Origin of the sequence: Shinella oryzae, assembly GCF_023038235.1 — a bacterium.
Classification (GTDB): domain Bacteria; phylum Pseudomonadota; class Alphaproteobacteria; order Rhizobiales; family Rhizobiaceae; genus Shinella; species Shinella sumterensis.
Window position 1 is genome coordinate 721,098 of sequence record NZ_CP081988.1, and the last position, 23,165, is coordinate 744,262.

Genomic DNA, 23,165 nt, shown 5'->3' on the forward strand with positions numbered 1-23,165 from the left:
AGACGTCCCGTTCTGCGCGGCGTCATGCACCCAGCCTCGCCTCACGCATATCACGGCCGGGTGGCATGCCGAACAGCCGCGCGTAATCCCGCGTGAACTGCGGCACGCTTTCATAGCCGACGAAGTGGGCGGCGTGGGCGATGCCGGCACGGTCCATGAGCATTATCCGGCGCGCCTCGATCAGCCGCAGCTGCTTCTGGAACTGAAGCGGCGACAGCGTGGTGACAGCGCGGAAATGCTGATGAAAGGACGATTCGCTCATCCCCGCCTCTGCTGCGAGATCCCCAACGCGCAGCGTGCCTGCATAGTCCTGGCGGATCAGTGCCACCGCCCGTGCTATACGATCGGCGTGGGTATCGGCCCTGCCAAGCGAACGGATCGCGGCACCATGCTGGCCTGTCAGCAGCCAGTAATGCATCTCGCGTATCAACGCGTCACCCAGCACCGGCAGAGCGGAGGGCCTCTCCATCAGTCGCAGCAACCGCTGCGCCGCATCCATCACGTCGGCGTCCGCCGGCTCGACATGGATCGGGCCGGCATCGACCGGACGCAGATCGGCCTCGGTGGTCAGCGCGCGTAGGAGTGCGGCATCGAGTTCGAGCGCGACTGCATAATACGGAGCTGACGGGCTTGCATCGAGAATCTGGCTTATCGTCGGCACATCGGCCGTGATGACCAGGGCTTCGCCTGCGCCATATTCGAAGCTCTTCGTGCCCATGGTCACGCGTTTGCGGCCCTGAAGACAGATCGCTATCAATGGCTTTTGCACCGCGACCTGCAATTCGCCCGGATGCAGCACACGAACCGCACCCAAACCACGAAAGGGCGTGGGCGCAAAACCGGACCGGTCGGAATGGCCATTGGTATGACGGCGAACAAGGTCGAGAAGAGTGTGCATGAGAAGGTCTTATAAAAATTTCGTTGCCGTATCAGGCAAGGATATTAGCTCATTTGCAAGCCATATCATCGAAATTCGCAGAAACAGGCAAAACTCGGCGAGGAACAGGCAACTCTTCGAGGCCCCTCCGCGCCATCTTGGGCTCACCCCAACGACGGAAGGAACATTCCATGAGTAAAATCGCACTGATCACCGGCGCCAATCGCGGCCTTGGCCGCAACACAGCCATCGCGATTGCCCGCCACGGCGGTGATGTCATCGTGGCCTATCGTGGCAACGCCACCCAGGCAAGCGAGGTCGTCGCGGAAATAGAAGCCATGGGCCGCAAGGCCGTCGCTCTCCAGCTCGATGTTGCAGACATAGCAAGCTTTCCGGCTTTTGCAGATGCGCTGCGTGGCAGCCTGCGGGAAATCTGGAACCGGGAAACGTTCGATCATCTGATCAACAATGCAGGCCATGGCGAATTCGCTCCGTTCCAGCAGACGACCGAGGCACAGTTCGACGGGCTGTTCAACGTGCACGTGAAGGGCGTATTCTTCCTGACCCAGGCGCTTTTGCCACTGATCGCCGATGGCGGCAGGATCGTCAATTTCTCGACCGGGCTCACACGCTTCTCCTATGAAGGATTCTCGGCCTACGCGTCCGCCAAGGGCGCGGTCGAAACGCTCACACGGTATATGGCGAAAGAACTGGGCCCGCGCGGCATCGCCGTAAACGCCGTCGCTCCGGGCGCCATCGAGACCGATTTCGGCGGTGGGGTCGTGCGCGATAACAGGGATCTGAACGCACAGTTCGCCCAGCTGACGGCACTCGGTCGCGTCGGCCTGCCCGACGATATCGGTCCGATGGTCGCGAGCCTGCTCTCCGATGACAACCGCTGGGTGACCGCACAGCGCATCGAGGTTTCCGGCGGCCAGGCTATCTGACCTCGGCCGGAGCGGTGAGCGAGCCAAGCGGCGCGCCCACCGCTCTGTTGGCCATGCTGGCAAAGGCGGCGCTGTCCCATTTCGTTCAGTGAGCGCCGGCAGGCAACAGGCCGTCACCTCCGGGAGCGCGAACGCCCCACGTTTTCGCGAGGGACAGGCACTCACGCCATGGCACGATCGCACCGGTCGTGGAGATGCTGCGAAGGGACGCCGCGGCGGCGGCATGAGCAAGTTGCAGTGATTGTGAGATTGTCCATTCCTCGTGGAGGCCATAGATCATGCCGGCGGCAAAAGCATCGCCGGCGCCGTTTGCGCCCTTGATCTCGCTCTCGGGAATGGCAACGGAGGGCAGGACCGTATGCTCCCCGTCAAGCGTCACGGCGATCGCGAAGCCCGGGCAATGCACGGCAACGAGCTTCATCGCGCCCCGCTGCGTGACCGCCTGCGCCGCCCGGATACAGGCGTCCCTGTCCGGCGTACCGGCCAGAGCGGTCTCGATCCCGGCAATCGCCCCGATCTCCACGTCATTGACAATGAGATAATCGAGATGCGGCAGGCATGGCGCGACAAGCGCGGCCATCAGGTTCGGCTCGATGCTCGCCAGTTCCATATTGGTCAGCAGGCCCGCCGCGCGCGCTTTCTTCAGGACGGCCACCCAGCCATTCGGCTCGTCCTGCCAGGGTGAATCGAGAATTCGATGCACGCCGGGCAGACCGAGATGCAGAATGCGCATTCGTGTTTCGGAAAAGTCGAAGTGCTCGGGCGTGAGCAGTGCACCTGTTCCGGCATGGAAGATATGGGTGCGCCTGTGCGTTGCGCGCGACACGAAGGCATCGCAGAACTGCGTAGCAGCACCTCCCGTCGTCCTCATCTGCCGCGTATCGATCCCGGCGGCCGTGGCGGTCGCCATGAGGAAGCGGCCGTCGTCATCGTCTCCCACAAGAGCGATCGTCTCGACGGGGATGGCAGGATCGAGCAGCTTGATGTCGACGGCGAGATTGCAGCCCGATCCTCCGCCGTGACGCTCTTCCTCGAACAGTTCGGCAAGGCCATCCTCGCCGGGCCAGTGGCTGACCGTGCGATTATAATCGACACACCACGTGCCGGCTGTGAGAATACCCCGCCGGCCGCTGGTCATTTCGACTGTTCCGCCTTGAGAACCGCTTCGGTGACGACGTTATCCTCGGCAAGTGCTCGAATAGGCGTGATCCCGTCCTTCGAAAGGCTGGCATGGTAGGCTTTTACGGCCTCGGACGGGGTAATCGTGCCCGAAGCGACTTCGCGCATGAAACGCACCATCTCCAGCGGATTTTCGGCAAGGTTGATCTTGCGGCCGAACAAGGCCACCCGCGCGCCGAAACGTTCGGCCTGGTGCAGGAGTTCGAAGCAATCCCGCGTCGTTCCCGCTCCGCCGCCCAGAACGCCGACGATGACGCTCGGGTCATAGGAGGCGAGTTCCTCCATTGCCTTGGCCCCGTTGAATGGGATTTTGAGGAACTGCGGCCGGTCCGCCTTCGTCACACCGGCAAGGCAGCGCATCATGACGTCGTTGACATAGTGCGGCACCACGTCAGGCGCGATACCGGAATCGACATTCGGATTGAAGACTTCGAGGAAGTATTTGAAATTGTTGCGCGCAGCGTCCTCCCGGAACGCATGGAACGCCTCCAGCGCCTGGTAGTCATGGTCGAGATCGTTGTTGAACGTGATGGAATAAAGCCCGAGGTCCGTGCCGGTGATCGGAGCGCCCAGCGCCGCGTCGATGGTGCCGGTGGCAACGCGCGAAAGGGATGCCGTCCGGAAAGGCCGCGACGGCCGTTTCGAATAGGTCGCGCCGCGGCAGACCCACACATCGGTCGTGTCGTTGGCGCGGATTGCAGGCTTCACAGCGCTGTTACGGTAGACGCCCATATCGATCAGCGCCTCCATGTTGGAGGCTGATGTCAACATGATATCAACGAGGTCCTGCTCGACCACGGCACGGATGTTTTCCAGGAATTCTGGCCGGGTGTAGTGGCGCGACCAAGTACCGTCCTTGGCGCGCTTGGGGCCGCACGACGTCATGCTCGGCCCCATATCACCGTCCTTGGCATCGGCGATGATGAAGTCGTTTCGCGTGTATTGGCCGGCGCGGATGCGCGCGAGCTTCTGATCGAGGCGGTACATGAGGCTATTTCCTTTCGTTGCGGCCCGGCCCGAAGGCGGGCGGGAAGACTTAGGCCGTCGCAGCACCGGTCATGATGGCGACGACATCGTTCATGGTATGGGTTTTCGGCGACACGACTGCCGCACGCCGGCCAAGCCGCATGATGTGAATGCGATCGGCAATGTCGAAGACATTGGGCATGTTGTGGCTGATCAGCACCACCGGCAGGCCGCGATCGCGGATCGAGCGGATGAGTTCCAGCACCTGCCCGGTTTCGCGCACGCCGAGCGCGGCGGTCGGCTCATCCATGATGACCAGCTTGCGGGCAAAGAGCGCCGCACGCGCAACCGCCACCCCTTGTCGCTGGCCGCCAGAGAGTGACTCGACAGGATTGTCGATTGCCGGCAGGCGGAACTTCAACTCGTTCATTGCGCGCCGGGCTTCCTCGCGCATCCGTTTCTTATCAAGGCGACGGAAAAGGCTTCCCAACAGGCCGGGCGCACGCAGTTCACGGCCAAGGAAGAGATTGGAGGCGATGTCGAGCGCCGGGGCGACGGCCAGATCCTGATACACCGTCTCGATACCGGCATGACGCGCATCGAGCGGACCCTTGAAATGGATGGGAACACCATCCAGCAGGATTTCCCCGCTGGTCGGGTGCAGCGCGCCTGTCAGCGCCTTGATCAGCGTGCTCTTGCCGGCGCCATTGTCGCCGACGACGGCCAGGATTTCCCCGGCGCGCAGTTCGAAGTCGACGCCGTCGAGTGCGGTGACATGGCCGTAGGTTTTCACCACGTTGCGTGCTTCGAGCACGATATGGGGCTTTGTACCGGTAGCCTGAAGGGGCGTGGTCTCGGCAGACATCAGCTTTTCCTCCGGGACATCTGATCGAGTGCGACAGCGATGATGACGAGGATGCCCGTGACCAGGTCCTGCCAGAGCGGATCGATGCCGGCGAGCGTGAGGCCGTTGCGCAGCACACCGACGATCAGGGCACCGATCAGGGTGCCGATCAGGCCGCCGCGCCCACCGAAAAGGCTGGTGCCGCCGATCACCACGGCGGTGATCGAATCGAGATTGGCGCTCTGCATCGCGTTCGGATCGGCGTTTGGAATGCGCCCGAGCGCGAGCCAGGCGGCAATGCCATAGATCAGTCCGGCGAGCAGGTAGACCGAAAGCAGATGCCGCCGCACCGGAATGCCGACAAGGCGCGCTGCCTCGGTATTGTTGCCGATGGCATAGACGTGGCGGCCCCATTTCGTCTGGTTCAGCAGATACCAGACGATGGCGTAGAGCGCGAACATGATCAGCACGCCATAGGTCAGCACGAAGCCGCCGAGCTTCATCGTGTTGCCCGTCCACGCGAGAAAGGGATCGCGCACCGGAAACGCGCCACCTTCCGAGATCAGCCGCAAGGCGGCGGTCAGAATGCCGAGCATGCCGAGCGTGACGATGAAAGGCGGCAGCCTGAGTCCGCTGACGAGGCCGCCAGCGGCAAGGCCGGCTGCCGTGCAAAGCAGGATGGCAAAGCCCATCGATAGAACGGGATCATAGCCGAGGTTGACCAGCTTGCCCGCAACGATCGTGCCGAGAACGCAGATGGCGCCCACTGCCAGATCGATGCCGGCCGTCAGGATGACAAGCGTCTGGCCGATGGCAAGCACGCCGATAATGACGGTCTGCTGCAGGATAATCGACAGGTTGTGCGTTGCCAGGAAGCGCGGATTGCTGAGCGCGAAGATCAGGCAGAAGCCGATCAACACCAGCAGCGGTCCCGCCGAGGGCGCTCCAAGGATGCGCGATTTCAGGCTTCGCGGCGTCTCAACTGGAGAAACGGTGGCTGTTGTCATGGCGATCTCATGCTGATGGTCATCTTGCGCGGCGTGCCCACCCGGGAAACGTCCGCTGGAGGCAGCCGGCGGCGCGCTCACGGGTGCAGCAATCTCCGAACGGGGCCACGCTCGGCATAAGCCTCACATGGCCCCACCGGGAGAAAGCGTTCAGTCACCCCAGCAGTTTTCGAGACCCCAGGCGGTATCCTTCGATTCCAGCCCCTCGACCGGCTTGTCCGTGATCAGGAAGGAACCGGTATTGACGAAACCGCTCGGCTTTTTGCCGGTGGCTGCATATTCAACAACCGCGTCGACACCCATAGCGGCCATCTTGTAGGGGAACTGCATGACGGTCGCCGCGATCTTGCCGTCCTTGACGTCGCGCACACCGGCGCAGCCGCCGTCGATCGATGTCAGCATGACATCGCCTTCCTTGCCGAACGACTTGAGCGCTGCATAGGCGCCAGCGGCGGCAGGTTCGTTGATCGTATAAACGGCGTTGATGTCGCCGTTCTTGGAGAGCAGGTTCTCCATGCCGATCTGGCCCTTGTCCTGCGCGCCGTTTGTGATCGCCGCGCCGGCAATCGACGGATCGCCTTCCGCGATGCCGAAGCCCTTCAGGTAACCGTCGTGACGAAACGTGTCGACGGTGCCGCCGGGCGTGCCGTCAAGCATGGCGACGACGGCCTTCTTGTCACCGAGCGCCTTGCGGGCATAGGTGCCCTGCTGCACGCCGGCCTCGAAATTGTCGGTCGCGAAGGTGGCATCGACCGCATCCGCCGGGTCCGTTGCCGTGTCGAGTGCGATGACAAGCACGCCGGCCTCGCGTGCCTTCTTGATGACATCGAGCATGCCGGAGGAATTGTTCGGGGTGACCAGGATGCCCTTGGCGCCCGCGCTGATCAGGTCCTCGATGGCCGCAACCTGGCCTTCGTTGTCGCCGTCGAACTTGCCGGCGCGCGCGATCAGCTTGACGCCCTTTTCCTTGGCGCGGGCGTCGGCCGCCTGCCGCATCTTGACGAAGAATGGATTAACCTCGGTTTTCGTAACGAGACCGACGATGACGTCTTCCGCTGAAGCGGACCCAGCGGCAAAAGTCAGGCCCAGCGCAAGGCCGAGCACGCCGAAAGCCGTCGAACGCGCGGATGTGCGAATGCTATGAAGCGACATGAAACCCTCCCAAATTTAATGACGCCGCCGAGCCTTCTGGCTCTCACGGCCGGCACGACCTCTCCTCAAAGGCCGAGGGAATTTGCGCATCTCTTTTGGATAAAGTCAAATGCTAAAAACTTATGTTTTGTATATTTTTATGCAAAATCAACGGGCAGCCGAAATCGTGCCTGGTCACAAATCACGAAGCGCATGCATCGCCGAGTGAACGGTTCCACCCGATGTCAGGCCTCGGTAAATTTCATAAACGGATCGATAGCGCGATGCCTTCATCGGTTGCGGCTCGATATGTGTAAAACGTTGGGCACCGAAACGCGCGGCGCCTTCGGCATACGTCTCGACAGCGCCGCTGGCCACAGCGCCATGGATGGCAGCACCAACGGCCGTGGCATTTTCGATGTCGGGGACTTCGACGCGGCAATCGAGCACGTCTGCCATCATCTGAATCAACAAAGGATTTGCGCGCGCCAGGCCGCTTGCCATCAACACGCGGTCCACCGGCAATCCACCTGACGGAAAAAGATCGAAGATCGTCCGCGCGCCAAAGCACAGGCCCTCCATCAGGGCGAGATAGATTTCACCAGCCGTTGTGTGGCGCGTCAGGCCGGCAAGCAGGCCGGTCAGGTTGCCATCAGCGAACGGGACACGGTTGCCGCCCAGCCAGTCGATCGCCACAAGACGGCCGGCCGCAGGCGCAAGCCCGGACACCTCTTCGTTGTAGGCAAGGAAGCTTGCCTGCGTGTCCCTGCCGCGCGGAAACGTCCGCACGAACCACGCGAGCGTGTCGCCGAAACTCGGCTGGCCTGCCTCGTAGCACCAGAGCTGGCGCATCGAGCCATCGAAGGCGACACCTTCGATGCCCGGAGGCAGTGGCCTGTACGCGTCGCCGAGATAAAGATAGGCGGCGGATGTCCCCAGCGCGCCGACAAAACAGCGCGGTGAGACAGCACCGATGGCCGGCAGCAAAACATGCGAATCGATGACCGCGACGGCGACGACTGCAGCGCCCTTGATACCCGTCACGTCGCGCCATTCCGCCGATAACGTTCCCGCTGCCGACCCGACGGGCAGCGGGGCTGAAAGCCGCTCGTGGAGGCCCTCCACTATACCCGCGGGATAACCGGCTTCGACCGAAAACTGCGCCTTGAAGGCGGCAAAGCCCAGGCCTCGCGCCTCCTGCCCGGTCAATTGCCAAACAAGCCAGTCGCCACTTTCGATGTACCGGTCCGTCGCTGCCCACAGCGCCGGCGCTTCCGCCGCAATCTGCGCGGCCTTCGCCAGCAGCCATTCGCCGGAGACACGTCCCCCGAAATTGTCGAGAAAAGGAGCCGGTCGGGCATTGATGCTGTCCGCGTAGGCCTGCGCGTTGTGCTTCCAGAGCTTTACATAGGCGTGCGGATCGCCAGGGTACAGTCGTGACAGCGGCACGCCGTCGGCGCTGGCGGGAAGCGGCGAACTGGCGGTAAAACCGAGGCCGATGCCGTGGATCGCGCGCCCGCGTCCTAACCGCGAGAGAATGTTGGCTGCAGCCTCCGTGTAATCATTGGCATTCTGCAGCGTGAAGCCGGAAGGGATACTGCTTCCTTCAGGCAGCACAGTCGTCATGATCCCGTGCCGATAGGGATGGACGTGATGGGCCACCTGTTGCCCGCTTTCCGCATCGATCAGCACGCCCCGCGCAGACTCGGAACCGTAGTCCAACCCGATAAGATATGTACGCACGAACGATCTCTCCACCCACAATCACCCGATACATACAAAATAATACATAAATAGCAATCTTATGTATTTTATTATACATAATTGGCCGTTGCACAGAAATTCCTCGCTTTATTTCGCCGGCCTTTCCCGCTAGAGCGGGGATGACGGGAGCTTTGCATGAAAAAACCGAACCAGAGTATCGACGCGACGATGATCGACGGGGCGGGAAGCCTGCTGTCCCTGATCGCCTCGGGAGCGGCGACATCACGCGCCGAATTGCTTGAGGCGTCGGGCCTGTCGCGGGCCACGGTCACGCAGCGGTTGAACGGGCTTTTAGCAAGCGGGCTCGTATGCGAGACGCAGGACACGCTGCCGAGCGGCGGACGTCCCACGCGCGTCCTCGCGATCAACGCGGAAAGCGGGTTCCTGATCGTCGCCAACATCGGCGAAACGCACATTCATCTTGCAGCCATGGACTTGCAGCCGGCTATCCTTGCCGAGACGACGCTGCCCTTTTCGATTAGCAGCGGGCCGGATGTAACGCTGGCACAAATCGGAGATGCGATTTCTGCATTGGCGAAAGATGCGCAGAAGACGAACGGCCTTTTTGTCGGCATCGGACTCAGCCTGCCCGCGCCGGTCGATTTCAAGCGCGGCTGCGTCGTCGGCCCGTCGGTCCTGCCCGGGTGGGATGAGTTCGATATCATCGGCTGGCTGAAGCGCCGTTTTGCCGTGCCGGTTTATGTCGAGAACGACGTGAACCTGATGACCATCTGCGAACACAAGCGCCGTTTTCCGGCCATCGACGACATGGTCTTCGTCAAGATCGGCACGGGTATCGGAAGTGGCATGATTGCCGGTGGCCGGCTTTTTCGCGGCGCACAGGGCGCTGCAGGCGATATCGGCCATATCCAGTTCCTGTCGGACGATGCACCGCTCTGCCGCTGCGGAAAATTCGGCTGCATAGAGGCGCGCGCTGCCGGTTGGGCAATCGCGCGCGATCTGTCCGCACGTGGTTTTCACGCGGAAACCGCCCGCGATGTCATCGACCATGTCGATCAGCGCAAACCGGAGGCGCTCATGCTACTGCGGGCGGCCGGTCGAACCATTGGCGAGGTCGTTTCCGATGTCGTCAGCATCCTCAATCCCAGCCTGATCGTCATCGGCGGCACGCTGGCGCGCGGTGGAGACTTGCTGCTCTCGGGCATTCGCGAGCTCGTCTATCAGCGCTGCCTGCCGCTGGCGACGCGTAACCTCTCGATTGTGCTGTCGACGGCGCAAGAAGACAGCGCCCTGTTCGGGGCGGCGTATCTCATCTTGGATGACCTTTTTGGTGTCGCGAAAGTCGAGCAATTGCTCGAGCGATACTCCAATTCGGACGGCGTGCGCATGAGAGCGGACGGTTGAAACGCGCGGATTGATCGACAAGCGAAGCGTCCAGATCTCACGCGCACGAAGGACAACCAATCAAGCCGCGCGATTGCCGGCAACAAACGCATCGGCAAAATGCGCGGCGAAGCTTTCAGCAACGGGTGAACGTTTTTGGTCGGAGCCGAGATAGATGCCGACGACCACATCGGCAAGCCGTGGAAGGCTAGCTACATCGTCAAGCGTTGCAAGCCTGGCAGGCACGATACGGCGAGCTAGGACGGTGTTGCCGTATCCAGATCCGATCGCGGCTTCCAAACCCGATAGGCTGGGGCTCGTGTAAACAAGCTCGTAGCCGCGGCCATCGCGTTGCAAAGCGGTGAGCATCGCACGCCGGTAGAGACACCCTTCGGGAAAACAGACGACGCGCAAATTCGCATTGGCGTCGGTGATAACCGAGGTCTTGGTCTCGCCAACCCAGACGAGCGGCTCCCTCCACGTCATGAAAGCGCCTTCAGCAGGTCCGTCCGGCGTCATCGCGACGACCATGTCATATAGTCCCTTTCGCAAGCCTTGCAGCAAAGCATGGGAGAGGTCGCAGACGACTTCAAAGCGGAAGTCGTGGCCGTTGCGTGCAAGTTGCGGCATAAGTTTCGGCAGGAAGTGGTCGGCGTAGTCGTTCGGAATACCGAGGCGAATCTTGCCGTGATGGTCGCGTCTGGAAAGACGCAGCACCATCTCGTCGTTCAGCGTCAGCATCTGGCGAGCATAGCTTGCAACAAGTTCTCCTGCCTCGGTCGGCTGTGCACCGGCATCCTTGGCAAAGAGCGGCACGCCGAGCAGCTCCTGCAATTTTTTCATCTGCAAGCTGATCGCCGGCTGCGTGCGGCCAAGCTGTTCGGCGGCGCGCGTATGGCTGCGCAAGTCGATAACCGCGAGGAAGGTCCGAAGGACATCGGTTGGAATGTTTCTCACGGCGACGGCACTCACATAAAATCGAAACGAGCCGCGGGAACGGCCCGTTTCATATTGCCCGCGGACAGATCAGGCCGGCAGGATATTATGCTCGGGCCCGAAGGGAAAGCCGGTGATGTTCTCGCTGCCACTTTCCGTCATCACGAGGATATCGTGCTCGCGATAGCCACCGGCGCCAGGCATTCCCTCCGGGATAGACAGCATCGGCTCCATGGATACGACCATACCCGGCTGGAGCACAGTGTTGACATCCTCGCGCAATTCGACGCCGGCCTCACGCCCATAATAATGCGACATCACGCCGAAGGAGTGGCCATAGCCGAAGGAGCGGTAGCCGAGCAGCCCATGGCTGCGGTAGATGTCGTTTAGCTCCGTGGCGATATCGCCGCAGCGCGCGCCGGGCTTCAGCAGTTCGAGACCACGACGATGGACGGCGCAGTTGACTTCCCATATCCGCAGATGTTCGTCACTGGCATGATCGAGAAAGAGTGTCCGCTCCAATGCAGTGTAGTAGCCCGCGATCATCGGGAAGCAGTTGAGCGACAGGATGTCGCCCTTCTCCATCCGGCGCGATGTCACTGCGTTGTGTGCGCCGTCCGTGTTAGGACCGGACTGAAACCAGACCCAGGTATCCTTTAGTTCCGATGAAGGAAAGCGCGCGGCAATATGGCGGACCATGGCCTGGGTGCCGGCGAGGGCCACCTCATACTCCGGTACGCCTTCGCCAATGGCTGATACCACCGCGCCACCGCCGAGGTCCGCCGTCGCTGTTCCCTCCCTGATCAGGGCGATTTCCTCATCGGACTTGATCGTCCTCAACCACATGGTCGGTCCGGCTATATCGACGAACTCCACGTCGGGGAACGCCTCCTCAAGCAAGCGCCGCAGCTCCAGCGTAACCTGGTCAAACTCGATGCCAAGACGTACAGCGCCCGGAAGCAATGTTTGCAGCGCATGAAAGAAATTGTCGCGCTGCCAATCGGTGTAGGTCAGGTTGTCACCGAAGGTGCGGCGATAAGGTTGGCCGGCATCGATACCGGCGGTGACCGACGTCGCCTTTTCGGATGTGATAACGAAGGCGTAACGACGACCAAAGGCGCAGTAGAGGAAGTCGGAGAAGTAGCAGATATTGTGATACGAGGTCAGGACGGCTGCATCGAGCTTCAGCTCCTCAAGAATCCCGCGCATGGCATTCTGTCGTCGCTCCATCTCATCGGCAGAAAATGTCGGCTGCGCCTTCTCGCCATGGTGCATCTTTTGCAGGCGCAAAAGCTGGTTCAGCAGGCCGGTGGCAAGCATATCCATTCGAAAACTCCTTCACCCGCGGCCAACCAGGCCGTTCGACAAGGCCAAAGGTAGAAGCCTTCGCCGCCGGAAGAAAATTAGAAGTTTCAATGAACGCATAAGAGATCCAATGGGGGATCAAAGCGCAGGGACGAATTCGCATTCGACCTCGTCACGGAGAATTGCGAGAAAATAAGCCACGCCCTCCCCGAGCGCCTTTGCTCGATACAAGTTCGCTCTTCCTATCCCACGGTGAAAGCGATTTGATCGGCATCTCTCCGATATACGCCAAACCGGCGGACCAGGCGGGCAGCTTAACGTTCGTAACGTTCCAGCATCGTCCTCAGCTGTGCGTTCTGGAGGCGAAGCTTGCTCGCCAATTGCTCGCGGAAAGTCCTGATCTCTTCGTCCAGACTGGTCATCTGCTCGGAGACGGTAGGAGGAACTTGCGGAGGCTGCGCGGCAGCAGCGGGCGGCTCCACGTTTCCGGCACGGCCTTTTCGCTTAGCCGATGCGGGTTTGGCAGTGTTTCTGGCTTTGTTTGGTTTTCGGGTTTTGTTTGGAGAAACATCGGCAAAGGAACTACCGACGTCTTTCGGGACATCGGCGTTATCGTTCTCCACCGTCCCGTCAGAAACGGTGCCGCCGGCAGCATCTTCAGGCTGCGAGCGGGCGGTGGAAGGGCCGTCGGGTTGATCGACGGCCGCCGGCTTTTCTGTCGAATCCGCAATCGCCGGAACGTTCGGCTTTTCGACCGGGTCATCTTCCTGCCGTTGCTGGCGTCGCGGCGACACAAGCCGGGCAAGGATGTTCCAAGGAGACGCCATTTATCGACCCCGCGTTATCCGCCTGCAGACTGCGAGTTCACACGCTGACGCGGTCAAACGTCATCAGAACACTCGTCAACACATGAACCCGCGGCCGATCATCGGCCGACTGCCGGCATTAATCGAGCTTGAGCCGCTTGCGCAGGTCGGCGTTTTCGGTGCGAAGCTTTTCAGCAAGCAGCTTGCGCAGCTTCTGGTTTTCTTCCTCAAGCTGCAACAGATCCGAGATATCGTCGGTCGCCTTGGAGACGGCAGGCGTCTTCTTCACGGGCTTCGGAACACGCTTCACGGGCTTGGGCTTTGCGGGAACGACAGCTTCGACCGGTTTCGCCTTGCGTCCCCGCTTCTGCTTTCCAGCCGTGTCGTTCGAAACGACCGCTGTTTCCGATGCGGTGCCGGCGGAAGCCGCTTCGGCAGCCACCTTCTTGGCGCGCGGTCGGCGCTGCTTCTTCGCCGCGGTGGGCGTATCAACAACAGCCGGTGCATCTACAGTGGTCGTCGTTTCGCTTTCGTCAGCCATGGTCGTCTCCTCGTTGGTTGCTCCAGTTGTGTGCTGCCGAACCGGTTCTGTCAAGAACGGTTCAACTGCCTCAGCTTTCGAGGCAAGCACATCGCCGGCGGATCTGCCGTCCGATTGATTGCCTGGAGCATATGGCACCGCCTCTTCCTCAACATCGCGGGCAACAGATTTGAGATCAATGCCGCCCCAGATCGAGTTGGACTTGGGGTCCGGCTTGCGTCGACCCTTGTATTCGACTGCAAAACTACGTTGCGTTTTTTTCAAAGTTGGAAGCCCTACATATCCAAGGAAATGTTCGACGGCACATCAGCGCAGCCGCAGGCCTACTCCATAATGATTACGCATCCCTCAGTCCAGTCTGTTATACATCTCGTGTCGGGGCCGTGGGGGACTTGTCATCCCACACCGACATGATTGTCGCGGCTGCGCCCCGTCGAGACGGCAGACATCTGATCGACAACAATCCTCGGGTCATGCTTCTGTTCGCGTCACCTTTCTCATCAACGCGAAATTGGCATGAAAGCACACTTTGCGAAGATTGCTCAAAGCCAACAACAAGAGGTGAACTGTGATGAATGTCTGCTCTGTGGCGGCAACGCTGCTTCTCGCCCTCGTATCAACCGCCGGTCATGCTGCGGAAACGGCGGTGAGAATTGAAAGTGGCGGAAGAGGGCTCGCCGGCATCCTGAACCTACCGGACAATGAGAAGAACCCGCCCGTCGTCCTCATGCTCCATGGCTTCACCGGCCAGAAGAACGAATTTCCCATCGCAGGAGGCACAACGGGACTTTTCGCCTATACCGCTGCACGGCTTGCGGATAGCGGTATCGCCAGCCTGCGCATCGACTTCAACGGATCGGGAGAGAGCGACGGAAATTGGGAAGACACCACGTTCTCAGGACAGATCAAGGACGCTGTTTTCGCATTCGATTACCTGCAAGCCCTTCCGACCGTTGACGTTTCGAAGATCGGCATTCTCGGCTATAGCCAGGGCGGTCTTGTCGGTGGGCATCTGGCCGCTCTGAGGCCGGAGGCATCCGCCGTCGTCCTCTGGGCACCCGTAACCAATCCCGTCGCGACCTATAGCACCATCATGGGTGCTGATACCGTGAAGAACGCAATGTCCGGGCCGGCGGAAACCGTTACGACGGCGAAGCTGTCGTGGGGAGGCGAAACGAAGCTCAAGGGCGCCTTTTTCAGCGAACTTCCAAAAGTGACGCCGGTGGGCGCGATTGGTCGCTATCCCGGTCCCTTGCGGGTCATCGTCGGGCTGAAGGAGACGGTCGTGACACCGCAGCCGGCGGCCGGGCAGATTTTGCTCGATTATCACGAAGGTCCCGATGATCTCATCACGGTCGATTCCGACCATGACTGGAACGCCGGAACTACGGCGAAGACCGTCGACGAGGTCCTGCTTCCCGCGACGATCGAATGGTTCAAGACCAATTTCTAGGAATCATGAACGTGCCCGTCGAGAAACGTTGCACCTCCCGCGCGGGCGCGTGCTCATGGCAGGTCGCTCCTGCCATGAGCGCCGAACTCAGTGCTCCGTTCGGGAGCGCTTGAGACGACGATCAAGTGGCACCGTCATGCCGGCTATTACCAGAAAAGCGATCAGGATCACCACGAAGCTCACTACGAGCGTGGTTGCCTGCGCAAGAAAGCCCAGCACGGCGGGCCCGAGCAACAGGCCAGTGTAGCCCATGGTCGTTACGATGGAGATGGCCCGGCCGGCAGCCCTCCCGCCGACACGTCCTGCACTGGCGAAAACCGCCGGCACCATGTTCGCAACGCCGAAGCCGCACAAGGCAAGTGATGCGAAGGACAGAAATGCATGGTCGACAAACAGCAGGATGGCGATCGCGAAAGCACAGATCAGCCCGCCTGCCCGGATGATGATCCCATGGCCCAGCCGGCGCGCGAGGCCATCGCCGGCGAAACGACCAACGGCCATGGCCGCGGCAAAGGCCGCAAATGCATAGGCGCCATGGCTTTCTGGCCGGCCGAGCACATCGATCATGTAGATCGCTGTCCAATCCATCACGCCGCCCTCGGCAAGCATGGCCAGAAACCCGATCGCGCCCAGCAGAAGGATCAAAGCTCGCTGTGCGGCACCGAGACCGGCCGCAGGCTCGCTTCTGCCCACCCCGAAAGAAACCGCCGAATACTCCACCCGACCTGCGATCAGGCGGGAGACGAAGGAAAACGACAGAACCAGCAGACCGGCAATGCCCAGGCATGCGAGCAGGCCGCCGCCGTACCCGATCAGCTGGCCGACGAGAAGCGCGCCGACAAGGTTGCCGACGCTGAATACCGCGTGGAAGGACGACATCAGATGCCTTCCCGTTTCCTGCTCGATCCGCGAGGCGCCCGTATTCATGGCGACGTCGAGTGTGCCGAAAGCTGCACCGGCGACGACAACGGCTCCACCGAGCGCAACCGGATTTTCGATGAACGGAATGGCGAGGAAAGTCGCACCGAACACCGCGCCGCCGCAAAGGCTGAGTGTTTCATTGCTGATCACCCGATCGATGTAGCGGCCAATCGTCATCATGAGAACGATCGCACCAAGGGCGAAGCACAGCAGGACAAGCCCGAGTTGCCCCTTGTCGAGCCCGACACCCGCTGCCAGGAGCGGCAGGCTGGACGCCCAGGCACCGATGCCGAGGCCGGCGGCGAGAAAGAAGAGCGTGCATTGCAGCCGGCTTGAAGACCGCCATGTCGATGGAACAGCCTGATTGGAGGTCATGTCACACACCGGTCGCGTTCTGCCTGACGCGGGCTGCTGCATCACCGACACGCTCCCGCATGATGCGCCCTGCCCGCGTCGCAGCTGCTATGCCCTCACATAGCGTGTCGAGATGCGGACCACCGCCGACAAGCAGCAGGTCAGCACCGGCATTAAGGGACGCAATCGCGGTTTCCAGCAGTGTGCGGCCGCGCAGGGTTGCGGGTGCATCGAGATCATCGCTGACGACCAGCCCCTTGAAGCCGAAGTCGTTCCGCAGCATCGCCATGACCGCCGGCGACGTGCTCGCGGCGTTGTCTGGGTCAATCACGGCCACCGGCGCCGGCCCCGTCATAATCGCCTTTGTGCCGGCTTCAATGGCGGCGGTGAACGGGAGTGCATTTTGGAGAATGCGTTCGCGCGGCGACAACAGCGAAACGTCGACGAGCGCCGGATCTTCAGCAAGATCGTTGAAGCCGGGGAAGTGCTTCGTTACCGCCGTGACGCCTGCCGACTGGATACCCTTCACGAAGGCAGACACGACCCGTGCCACATCTTGCGGCTCGACACCCATCGTGCGGGCGCGCAGCCAGAGGTTCTGGCCATCGACGATATCGGCAACGGGGGCAAGGAACATTGTAACGTCGAGTTCGCGCGCCGCGGCCGCAGTGACCCGGCAATGCTCTGCCAACGCCTCGTCGTCCAAGGCCTGCGCTTCCTCAAGGGTGGGAAGTGCCGGCACCAAGCCCTGTAACCGCTGGATACCGCCGAGTTCCTGATCGACAGCGACGATAAGATGAGGCGTCACGGCTTTCAATGCAGCGATGCAGGCATGAAATCGCTTCGGCGTTTCTCTCGCCAATCGGTCCGGTGACATGGCGCGGGCGACATATTCCGCCCGGTTTTCCCCGATCAGCACGGAGCAGCCGCCCCGCTCGACAAAGGGAAGCATGACCTCCGCAAAATCGAGTGTGTCGAAAGCGGGGAGGATGACCGCCCTTGCGTCCTGATCGACTAAAAAATCCGTCATCGTCTCATACTCCGTCAAACCGCTTCCACATCGATGCCAACGTCACGTATGGCCTTGAGGATCGCTGTATTCTTGCTGCTGGTGAACAGCGTTGAAATCATGGATACCGGCGCCACCTCATAGGTCGCCGTCTGTCCGAGCTTTTCGGCAGTGGCCAGAAGCAGGGTCTTGTTCGCTGCGCGGATCATCGCTGATTTCAGGAGCGCGTCCTCATAATCGTCGGCGCGCAATGTCATGTCCTCGGCAACGCCGCAGGTGCCGAGAATGCAGTAGTCGACGCGCAGGGCGCGGATCGCATCGATCGCCGCGACGCCTGTGGCGCTACGCGTCAACCGGCCGAGACGCCCGCCGAGCATGATCACCTCGGCGGATGGATGGTCCAGCGCCGCGGCGGCTACATCGACGGCCGTCGTGATGACGCGCACGTCAAGCGTCGGCGAAAGGGCGCGCACGAAACGCACGATGGTCGTGCTGGAATCCACCAGGAGCGTCGCGCCTTGGGGGATGGAGGCCGCGGCCGCGCCGCCAATCGCCTGTTTCTCTTCGGAATGGAGCGTTTCACGGCGATGAAAATCAAGTGCCGGCGTGACAAGCCGTGCCGCGCCACCGTGGAACCGTTGCACGAGGCCTGCATCCGAAAGGTCGCGCAGATCGCGGCGGATCGAATCCTCGGAGACACCGAACTCCTGCGCCAATGGCGCGGCGAGCACGCGCCCCGCGGTATTGATCCTCTCGAGAATGACAGCCTGCCGCTCCTCCGGAGAAAGCGCCGCCAGTTCTTTTTTGTCTGCGTTCACCCCATCGCCTCCGCTTCGCTCGCCAAAAGGCCAAGCGATATCAAACGCGCTTCAAGCACCTCTGCGCTTCGGAAATGCTCCGTGTGAAATCCCAGCGCCGCTGCCGTGGCGATGTTCGCAACGTTGTCATCGATGAACAGGCATTGTTCCGCACGAACGCCTGCGCGCTTCAGAAAGCGCTCGAAGATCGGCGCATGCGGCTTGACAAGTTTTTCCATACCCGAGACGACAAGAACCTCGAACGCATCCAGGAACGGGAAAATCTTCCTGGCGCGCGGGAAAGTTTCGGCCGACCAGTTCGAGATCGCATGCACGGGAACGCCACCCGCCTTCAGGCGACCGAGCAACTCCGCGGTTCCAGCGATCTCGCCGCCCAGCATTTCATGCCAACGCAGCCAGTAGGCCTCGATCAACTCGGCCTGTTCGGGATGGCGCGCCGAAAGTTCGGCAATACCGTCGGCGAAGGGGCGGCCAGCGTCGAATTGCTCGTTCCAAGCGCCCGTGCAGATATCGCTCAGGAACGCCGAAACCGCCACGTCATCCGAAAGGAGCTTGCGATAGAGATAGGCCGGGTTCCAGTCGATCAACACACCGCCGATATCGAAAACCACGATGCTGGGATTCATTTTCTTGCCTCTTCGTGCACAAAGTTGATTCGCTTATGCACGAATAGGCGCATTTACGCAATAAAACGCAGCGCTATTTTTGTTCAATTCCGCAAGAAATCCGCGGCGCGCTCGCCGATCATGATGCAGACGGAATTGGGGTTTCCGGAATTCAACGTCGGCATGACGGACGCATCGGCGATGCGAAGGCGCTCGACGCCGTGCACACGAAGCTTTGTATCGACCACGGCCATGTCGTCGCGGCCTATCCGGCAGGTTCCCGCCGGATGCAGGGCGGCATGCGCGTCCTTGAGACAGAATGCGCGGATTTCGTCACGGGTACGAAGCGAGGGCCCGGGCGTGTGGCGTGCCGCCACGAATTTCGCGATGGCGGGCTGTTCCATGATATCGATCGCCGCCATCGTTCCGTCGGTGATGGCTTCGAGATCGTAAGCCTCGGAGAAATAGCGAGGCGCCACGCGCGGGTTCGCCGCCGGATCGGCGCTCAGTAGCGTCACCTCACCGCGCGACCGCGGCCGGATCTGGCCGAGATTGACCGTGCAGCCATTGCCGCCCGGCACCGCATCGACCCCCTCCTCGATGCCGGCGCCAACGACCATGAAATACTGGATGTCCGGCGTCGACTGTGTTTTGTCACCCCACCAGAAGGCCCCTCCCTCGATGAGGTTGGATGCCGCAGGTCCGTTGCGGAAAAGCGCATAGTTCAGGCCGGCAGCAGCCTTCCAGTGCAGCTTCTTGTACTTGTCGTAGCTGTGCGGTCCGTTCAGTTGGTAGACGAGGGAAATCTCGATATGGTCCTGCAGGTTTTGACCGACGCCGGGCAGGTCGGCGTGGACCTGGATGCCGTGCTTTTGAAGTTGCTCCGCAGGACCGATACCGGACAGCATCAGAAGCTTCGGCGTGGCGATCGCGCCGGTCGAGACGATGACCTCCTGATCCGCGCGGTAGACGATGCTGCGCCTTCCCTTCACGCACTCGACGCCGACGGCCCGTCCGTTCTCGATGATAAGGCGGGTGACAGTGGTTCCCGTCTCGATGCGCAGATTGCGCCGTTTGCGGGCCGGTCCGAGATAGGCGACGGCAGCGGAACTGCGCCGGCCGTTCTTCGCCGTGATCTGATAGAGGCCGCAACCGGCCGGGTCGCCCGAATTGAAATCCGGATTGTATGGCAGTCCCGCCTGCTGGCAGGCCTGCAACCACGCGCGGGTCAGCGGGTGGATGTACTCGATATCGGAAACGCCGAGCGGCCCGCCGACGCCATGCGCCTCGTTGCAGAAGCGGTTGTTGTCCTCGGCACGCTTGAAGAACGGCAGCACATCCCGATAGCCCCATCCCTCCGCACCAAGCTCCACCCACTGCTCGTAGTCTTCAGGCACGCCACGGATGTAGATCATCGCGTTGACCGAGCTGCCGCCGCCCAGCACACGCGCCTGCACCATGGTCGGCGCCTCCGTCCGTTCCTGCTCGGGCATCGGCTCCCAGGGAATGCGCTTCAGCAGATCGCCCTGCGCCGTTTTGTAGTAGGCGCCGGGAATGTGGATATAGGGACTGAGGTCGCGCGGCCCCTCCTCGATCAGGAGAACACGCGTATCCGGGTCCTCCGACAGCCGCGCAGCGACGACGCAGCCCGTCGAACCGCCGCCGACGACGATGTAGTCGAATGCATGGAGTTCTCCCGACCGGCGGGAAGAACTACCGTCGCGTATCGATCCCATGTTCCGAATGGTCATCATTTCGCACCCGTGATGGCAGCGCCGGCCCTGATGGCGAGTGCAGCGATGGTCAGCGCCGGGTTGACGGCAGCCGACGTGGGCAACACCGAGGCATCCGTGATGTAGAGGTTCTCCACATCGTGGCTGCGGCAGTTCACATCGACGACCGAGCTCTCCGGATCGTCCCCCATCCGCGCGGTACCGCATTGATGCGACGTCGTCTTGCGGCCGAAGGTATGCGTCAGCACGATCGGGAAGCCGGCTTTGCGCATCACTGCTCGGGTCTTGCGAATGAGCGCCTCATGCGCGCGCATGTTCGATCGGATCCAGTGCATGACGATCCGCCCATCGCGAACCATGACCCGGCTTTCAGGATTGGGCAGATCCTCGCTCGTCAGGAACCAGCCATAGGCGTAGCGCGCCATGAGCCGCGCAAACCATGCCGGCGCCGGCATCGGCAGATTGGCCTTGAGGATGTTGCCGGTGATGTGGCCAAGAAGCTGCACATTCCCGAGAGGAAAGCCGTACTCGTTGTCTTCGTTATAGAAATCATTGAAGGCAATGGTCTTCTGATAAACGCAGCTGTTGGCGGCGAAGGGATCGATAGTCAGCATCGCCGTCGTGTTGTGGTTCATGAAATTACGGCCGAGCTGGTCGGAGCCATTGGCGAGGCCTGACAGATGCGCCTTGCCGGCCGAGCGCAGAAGGAGCGCCGCGGTCTGAACGGCACCGGCCGCCACGGCAAAGCGATCCGCCGAAATACGATGCTCGACGCCGTCCTTCACATAGACGGCGGCAACGACACGACGCCCGCTCGGATCGGTCTCGAGGCGGCTGACGCTGGCATCGGTGACGAGGCTGACATTCGGATGCGCAAGCGCGCCGGCGAGCGGGCCGACCTCCGCATCGATTTTGCCTATTCCGGTGTTCGGAAAGGCGTCCCAGCCGGTCTTGGCCCGCTTCAGCCAAGCCTCGATATCGATCGACAGGGGCAGGGACGCGGGATGAACCCCCGCCTTTTCAAGCCTGCGGCGGACCGCGGCCATGGCCGGTTCGTCGGGAACCGGCGGATAATCGTAAGGCTTTTCGTGCGCCGGCTCCGTCGGGTCGCCGGAGGCGGAGCCGCGCACCTTGAAGATCGCCTCGGCAGCATCATACCACGGCGACAGATCATCATAGGTGAGCGGCCAGCCCGGCGATGCACCGTCCATATGACGGCGCGGGGAAAAATCCTCTCGGCGGTAACGGTACATGACGGCACCGAAGAACTTCGAATTGCCGCCGACATAGTAGTAGTTGCCGGGCAGGAAGCTCTCACCGTCCGTCCCCAGCCACTCCTCGGACGACCGGTAAAAGCCCTTCTGGAAGATGGCGACATCGTCGCGCGCCTCCGGACTGTCCGTCAGGTGCCCTCCCCGTTCGAGAATGACGATCCTGAGGCCCGAGGGCGCAAGGCTGTAGGCCAAGGAGGCTCCGCCGATACCGGAGCCGATGATGACGATGTCTGCCGTCTCGGTCATGAAAGGTCTTTCAGTCGATGCGCGTTTCGGTTTCACTGTCGAACAGCACGATCTTCGAGGTATCGACCGCCAGCGCGGCTTCGCGACCCGCATGGGCCTGCCGTGGCGGGAGACGGGCGGTCACTTCCACGCCGCCAAGCTGGAAGACGGCCAGCGTATCCGGCCCGGTCGGCTCGACGACGTCGAAATCGATGGTCATCGAGGGAGCGGTACTGCCGGTTGGAGCAATGGAGAAATTCTCCGGACGGATGCCAACCAGCACCCTCTTTCCGGCATAGCGATGCAAGGCATCCGCCGAAAGCGCGATCCCGCCGACGCGCGCCGCCGGCCGGCGCGCGATCTCGATCACCGCCGTGCCGTCGGCTTCCAATAGGGCCGGCACGATATTCATGGCGGGCGAGCCGACGAAACGCGCGACATAGACGTTGGCCGGACGGTCATAGACAGCCTGCGGCTCGTCGAGCTGCTGCACCACGCCGTCCTTCATCACGGCGACGCGGGTGGCGAGCGTCATCGCTTCGATCTGGTCATGCGTGACATAGACGATCGTCGTACCGAGACGCGCATGCAGGCGCTTGATTTCGGTGCGCATGTCGACGCGCAGCTTGGCATCGAGGTTCGACAGGGGTTCGTCGAACAGGAAGAGCTTCGGCTCGCGCACGATGGCGCGCCCCATGGCGACGCGCTGGCGCTGGCCGCCGGAGAGCTGCGACGGTTTGCGATCGAGCAGATGGGTGATCTGCAGCAGATCGGAGGCTGTTTTCACGGCCTTGTCGCGGTCGGCCTGCGCGACCTTGCGGATCTTCATGCCGAATTCGATGTTCTGCCGCACGGTCATGGTCGGGTAGAGCGCGTAGGACTGGAACACCATGGCGATGTCTCGATCTTTCGGCGACAGGTCGTTGACGGTCCTGCCGGCGATACGGATCTCGCCGCCGGTGACCGTCTCCAGTCCGGCGATCATATTGAGCAGCGTGGACTTGCCGCAGCCGGAAGGCCCGAGCAGCACGAGAAAGTCCCCGGTTCCGATGGAGATAGAGACCTCCTTCAGAACCTCCAGATTGCCGTAGGCCTTGCGGACGCGATCGATTTCAAGAGTGGACAT

General features: G+C 61.6%; 21 protein-coding genes. 3 read left to right on the forward strand and 18 right to left on the reverse strand.

The annotated features are described in order from the left end of the window. Nucleotides 1-22: 22 nt before the first annotated feature. Entirely contained in the window at nucleotides 23-898 is an 876-nt protein-coding gene (locus K6301_RS19505; protein WP_160870364.1) for an AraC family transcriptional regulator, read from the reverse strand. A gap of 170 nt (nucleotides 899-1,068) precedes the next feature. On the opposite strand from K6301_RS19505, the gene K6301_RS19510 reads away from it, so the two are divergent. Beyond that, entirely contained in the window at nucleotides 1,069-1,824 is a 756-nt protein-coding gene (locus tag K6301_RS19510; protein WP_247222208.1) for an SDR family NAD(P)-dependent oxidoreductase, read from the forward strand. A gap of 85 nt (nucleotides 1,825-1,909) precedes the next feature. On the opposite strand, the gene K6301_RS19515 is transcribed toward K6301_RS19510, so the two are convergent. The 6 genes from K6301_RS19515 to K6301_RS19540 form a co-directional block, all read right to left on the reverse strand. Further along, nucleotides 1,910-2,962, reverse strand: a complete 1,053-nt coding sequence (locus tag K6301_RS19515) for a carbohydrate kinase family protein (RefSeq protein ID WP_247222209.1) — start codon at nucleotides 2,960-2,962, stop codon at nucleotides 1,910-1,912. After that, entirely contained in the window at nucleotides 2,959-3,990 is a 1,032-nt protein-coding gene (locus K6301_RS19520; protein ID WP_247222210.1) for a beta/alpha barrel domain-containing protein, read from the reverse strand. The genes K6301_RS19515 and K6301_RS19520 overlap by 4 nt, the downstream gene beginning before the upstream one ends. A gap of 49 nt (nucleotides 3,991-4,039) precedes the next feature. Beyond that, complete coding sequence (locus K6301_RS19525) at nucleotides 4,040-4,834, reverse strand: ATP-binding cassette domain-containing protein (protein ID WP_247222211.1); 795 nt, start codon at nucleotides 4,832-4,834, stop codon at nucleotides 4,040-4,042. Beyond that, nucleotides 4,834-5,820 carry an ABC transporter permease gene (locus K6301_RS19530; RefSeq protein WP_247222212.1) on the reverse strand — a complete coding sequence of 329 codons (987 nt, stop codon included), beginning with the start codon at nucleotides 5,818-5,820 and terminating at the stop codon, nucleotides 4,834-4,836. The genes K6301_RS19525 and K6301_RS19530 overlap by 1 nt, the downstream gene beginning before the upstream one ends. Nucleotides 5,821-5,970: 150 nt before the next feature. Further along, nucleotides 5,971-6,972 carry a substrate-binding domain-containing protein gene (locus tag K6301_RS19535; protein WP_247222214.1) on the reverse strand — a complete coding sequence of 334 codons (1,002 nt, stop codon included), beginning with the start codon at nucleotides 6,970-6,972 and terminating at the stop codon, nucleotides 5,971-5,973. 174 nt (nucleotides 6,973-7,146) lie between these two features. Next, nucleotides 7,147-8,694 carry an FGGY-family carbohydrate kinase gene (locus tag K6301_RS19540; RefSeq protein WP_247222215.1) on the reverse strand — a complete coding sequence of 516 codons (1,548 nt, stop codon included), beginning with the start codon at nucleotides 8,692-8,694 and terminating at the stop codon, nucleotides 7,147-7,149. A 156-nt stretch (nucleotides 8,695-8,850) separates the two neighbouring features. Here K6301_RS19540 and K6301_RS19545 point away from each other — a divergent pair, with 156 nt between their 5' ends. After that, nucleotides 8,851-10,080, forward strand: a complete 1,230-nt coding sequence (locus tag K6301_RS19545; protein WP_247222216.1) for an ROK family transcriptional regulator — start codon at nucleotides 8,851-8,853, stop codon at nucleotides 10,078-10,080. A 60-nt stretch (nucleotides 10,081-10,140) separates the two neighbouring features. Here the strand turns inward: K6301_RS19545 and K6301_RS19550 are convergent, their stop codons facing one another. The 4 genes from K6301_RS19550 to K6301_RS19565 form a co-directional block, all read right to left on the reverse strand. Next, entirely contained in the window at nucleotides 10,141-11,031 is an 891-nt protein-coding gene (locus K6301_RS19550) for a LysR family transcriptional regulator (protein ID WP_247222217.1), read from the reverse strand. A gap of 54 nt (nucleotides 11,032-11,085) precedes the next feature. After that, nucleotides 11,086-12,321: a M24 family metallopeptidase gene (locus K6301_RS19555; RefSeq protein WP_425475428.1), complete on the reverse strand. Its 1,236-nt coding sequence runs from the start codon at nucleotides 12,319-12,321 to the stop codon at nucleotides 11,086-11,088. Nucleotides 12,322-12,614: 293 nt separating this feature from the next. After that, nucleotides 12,615-13,127 carry a hypothetical protein gene (locus tag K6301_RS19560; RefSeq protein ID WP_247222218.1) on the reverse strand — a complete coding sequence of 171 codons (513 nt, stop codon included), beginning with the start codon at nucleotides 13,125-13,127 and terminating at the stop codon, nucleotides 12,615-12,617. A gap of 118 nt (nucleotides 13,128-13,245) precedes the next feature. Beyond that, the gene (locus tag K6301_RS19565) at nucleotides 13,246-13,911 is read right to left on the reverse strand and encodes a transcriptional regulator (RefSeq protein WP_247222219.1); all 666 of its coding nucleotides are present in this window, start codon (nucleotides 13,909-13,911) and stop codon (nucleotides 13,246-13,248) included. A 307-nt stretch (nucleotides 13,912-14,218) separates the two neighbouring features. Between K6301_RS19565 and K6301_RS19570 the strand changes: the two genes are divergently transcribed. Next, nucleotides 14,219-15,100, forward strand: a complete 882-nt coding sequence (locus tag K6301_RS19570; RefSeq protein ID WP_247222220.1) for an alpha/beta hydrolase family protein — start codon at nucleotides 14,219-14,221, stop codon at nucleotides 15,098-15,100. An 87-nt stretch (nucleotides 15,101-15,187) separates the two neighbouring features. Here K6301_RS19570 and K6301_RS19575 read toward each other — a convergent pair whose 3' ends face one another. From K6301_RS19575 to K6301_RS19605, 7 genes are all read right to left on the reverse strand, one after another. Beyond that, complete coding sequence (locus K6301_RS19575) at nucleotides 15,188-16,396, reverse strand: MFS transporter (protein WP_247222222.1); 1,209 nt, start codon at nucleotides 16,394-16,396, stop codon at nucleotides 15,188-15,190. A gap of 1 nt (nucleotide 16,397) precedes the next feature. Then, nucleotides 16,398-17,405: a glycoside hydrolase family 3 N-terminal domain-containing protein gene (locus K6301_RS19580; RefSeq protein WP_247222223.1), complete on the reverse strand. Its 1,008-nt coding sequence runs from the start codon at nucleotides 17,403-17,405 to the stop codon at nucleotides 16,398-16,400. Between the two features lie 14 nt (nucleotides 17,406-17,419). Beyond that, nucleotides 17,420-18,202, reverse strand: coding sequence for a DeoR/GlpR family DNA-binding transcription regulator (locus K6301_RS19585; RefSeq protein ID WP_247222224.1), 783 nt, complete (start codon nucleotides 18,200-18,202; stop codon nucleotides 17,420-17,422). Further along, the gene (locus tag K6301_RS19590; protein ID WP_247222225.1) at nucleotides 18,199-18,828 is read right to left on the reverse strand and encodes an HAD family hydrolase; all 630 of its coding nucleotides are present in this window, start codon (nucleotides 18,826-18,828) and stop codon (nucleotides 18,199-18,201) included. Before K6301_RS19590 ends, K6301_RS19585 begins: the two co-directional genes overlap by 4 nt. Before the next feature lie 83 nt (nucleotides 18,829-18,911). Further along, complete coding sequence (locus K6301_RS19595; RefSeq protein ID WP_247222447.1) at nucleotides 18,912-20,543, reverse strand: GMC family oxidoreductase; 1,632 nt, start codon at nucleotides 20,541-20,543, stop codon at nucleotides 18,912-18,914. A 14-nt stretch (nucleotides 20,544-20,557) separates the two neighbouring features. After that, complete coding sequence (locus K6301_RS19600) at nucleotides 20,558-22,060, reverse strand: GMC oxidoreductase (protein WP_247222226.1); 1,503 nt, start codon at nucleotides 22,058-22,060, stop codon at nucleotides 20,558-20,560. 10 nt (nucleotides 22,061-22,070) lie between these two features. Then, nucleotides 22,071-23,165, reverse strand: coding sequence for an ABC transporter ATP-binding protein (locus K6301_RS19605; RefSeq protein ID WP_247222227.1), 1,095 nt, complete (start codon nucleotides 23,163-23,165; stop codon nucleotides 22,071-22,073).

Excerpts from the sequence above, each read along its gene's own strand:
- K6301_RS19555 (WP_425475428.1), bottom strand. The coding sequence starts at position 12,321 with ATGGATATGCTTGCCACCGGCCTGCTGAACCAGCTTTTGCGCCTGCAA.
- K6301_RS19600 (WP_247222226.1), bottom strand. The coding sequence starts at position 22,060 with ATGACCGAGACGGCAGACATCGTCATCATCGGCTCCGGTATCGGCGGA.
- K6301_RS19545 (WP_247222216.1), top strand. The coding sequence starts at position 8,851 with ATGAAAAAACCGAACCAGAGTATCGACGCGACGATGATCGACGGGGCG.
- K6301_RS19535 (WP_247222214.1), bottom strand. The coding sequence starts at position 6,972 with ATGTCGCTTCATAGCATTCGCACATCCGCGCGTTCGACGGCTTTCGGC.
- K6301_RS19520 (WP_247222210.1), bottom strand. The coding sequence starts at position 3,990 with ATGTACCGCCTCGATCAGAAGCTCGCGCGCATCCGCGCCGGCCAATAC.
- K6301_RS19515 (WP_247222209.1), bottom strand. The coding sequence starts at position 2,962 with ATGACCAGCGGCCGGCGGGGTATTCTCACAGCCGGCACGTGGTGTGTC.
- K6301_RS19570 (WP_247222220.1), top strand. The coding sequence starts at position 14,219 with ATGAATGTCTGCTCTGTGGCGGCAACGCTGCTTCTCGCCCTCGTATCA.
- K6301_RS19530 (WP_247222212.1), bottom strand. The coding sequence starts at position 5,820 with ATGACAACAGCCACCGTTTCTCCAGTTGAGACGCCGCGAAGCCTGAAA.
- K6301_RS19580 (WP_247222223.1), bottom strand. The coding sequence starts at position 17,405 with ATGACGGATTTTTTAGTCGATCAGGACGCAAGGGCGGTCATCCTCCCC.
- K6301_RS19605 (WP_247222227.1), bottom strand. The coding sequence starts at position 23,165 with ATGTCCACTCTTGAAATCGATCGCGTCCGCAAGGCCTACGGCAATCTG.
- K6301_RS19595 (WP_247222447.1), bottom strand. The coding sequence starts at position 20,543 with ATGGGATCGATACGCGACGGTAGTTCTTCCCGCCGGTCGGGAGAACTC.
- K6301_RS19575 (WP_247222222.1), bottom strand. The coding sequence starts at position 16,396 with ATGACCTCCAATCAGGCTGTTCCATCGACATGGCGGTCTTCAAGCCGG.
- K6301_RS19510 (WP_247222208.1), top strand. The coding sequence starts at position 1,069 with ATGAGTAAAATCGCACTGATCACCGGCGCCAATCGCGGCCTTGGCCGC.
- K6301_RS19505 (WP_160870364.1), bottom strand. The coding sequence starts at position 898 with ATGCACACTCTTCTCGACCTTGTTCGCCGTCATACCAATGGCCATTCC.
- K6301_RS19590 (WP_247222225.1), bottom strand. The coding sequence starts at position 18,828 with ATGAATCCCAGCATCGTGGTTTTCGATATCGGCGGTGTGTTGATCGAC.
- K6301_RS19560 (WP_247222218.1), bottom strand. The coding sequence starts at position 13,127 with ATGGCGTCTCCTTGGAACATCCTTGCCCGGCTTGTGTCGCCGCGACGC.
- K6301_RS19525 (WP_247222211.1), bottom strand. The coding sequence starts at position 4,834 with ATGTCTGCCGAGACCACGCCCCTTCAGGCTACCGGTACAAAGCCCCAT.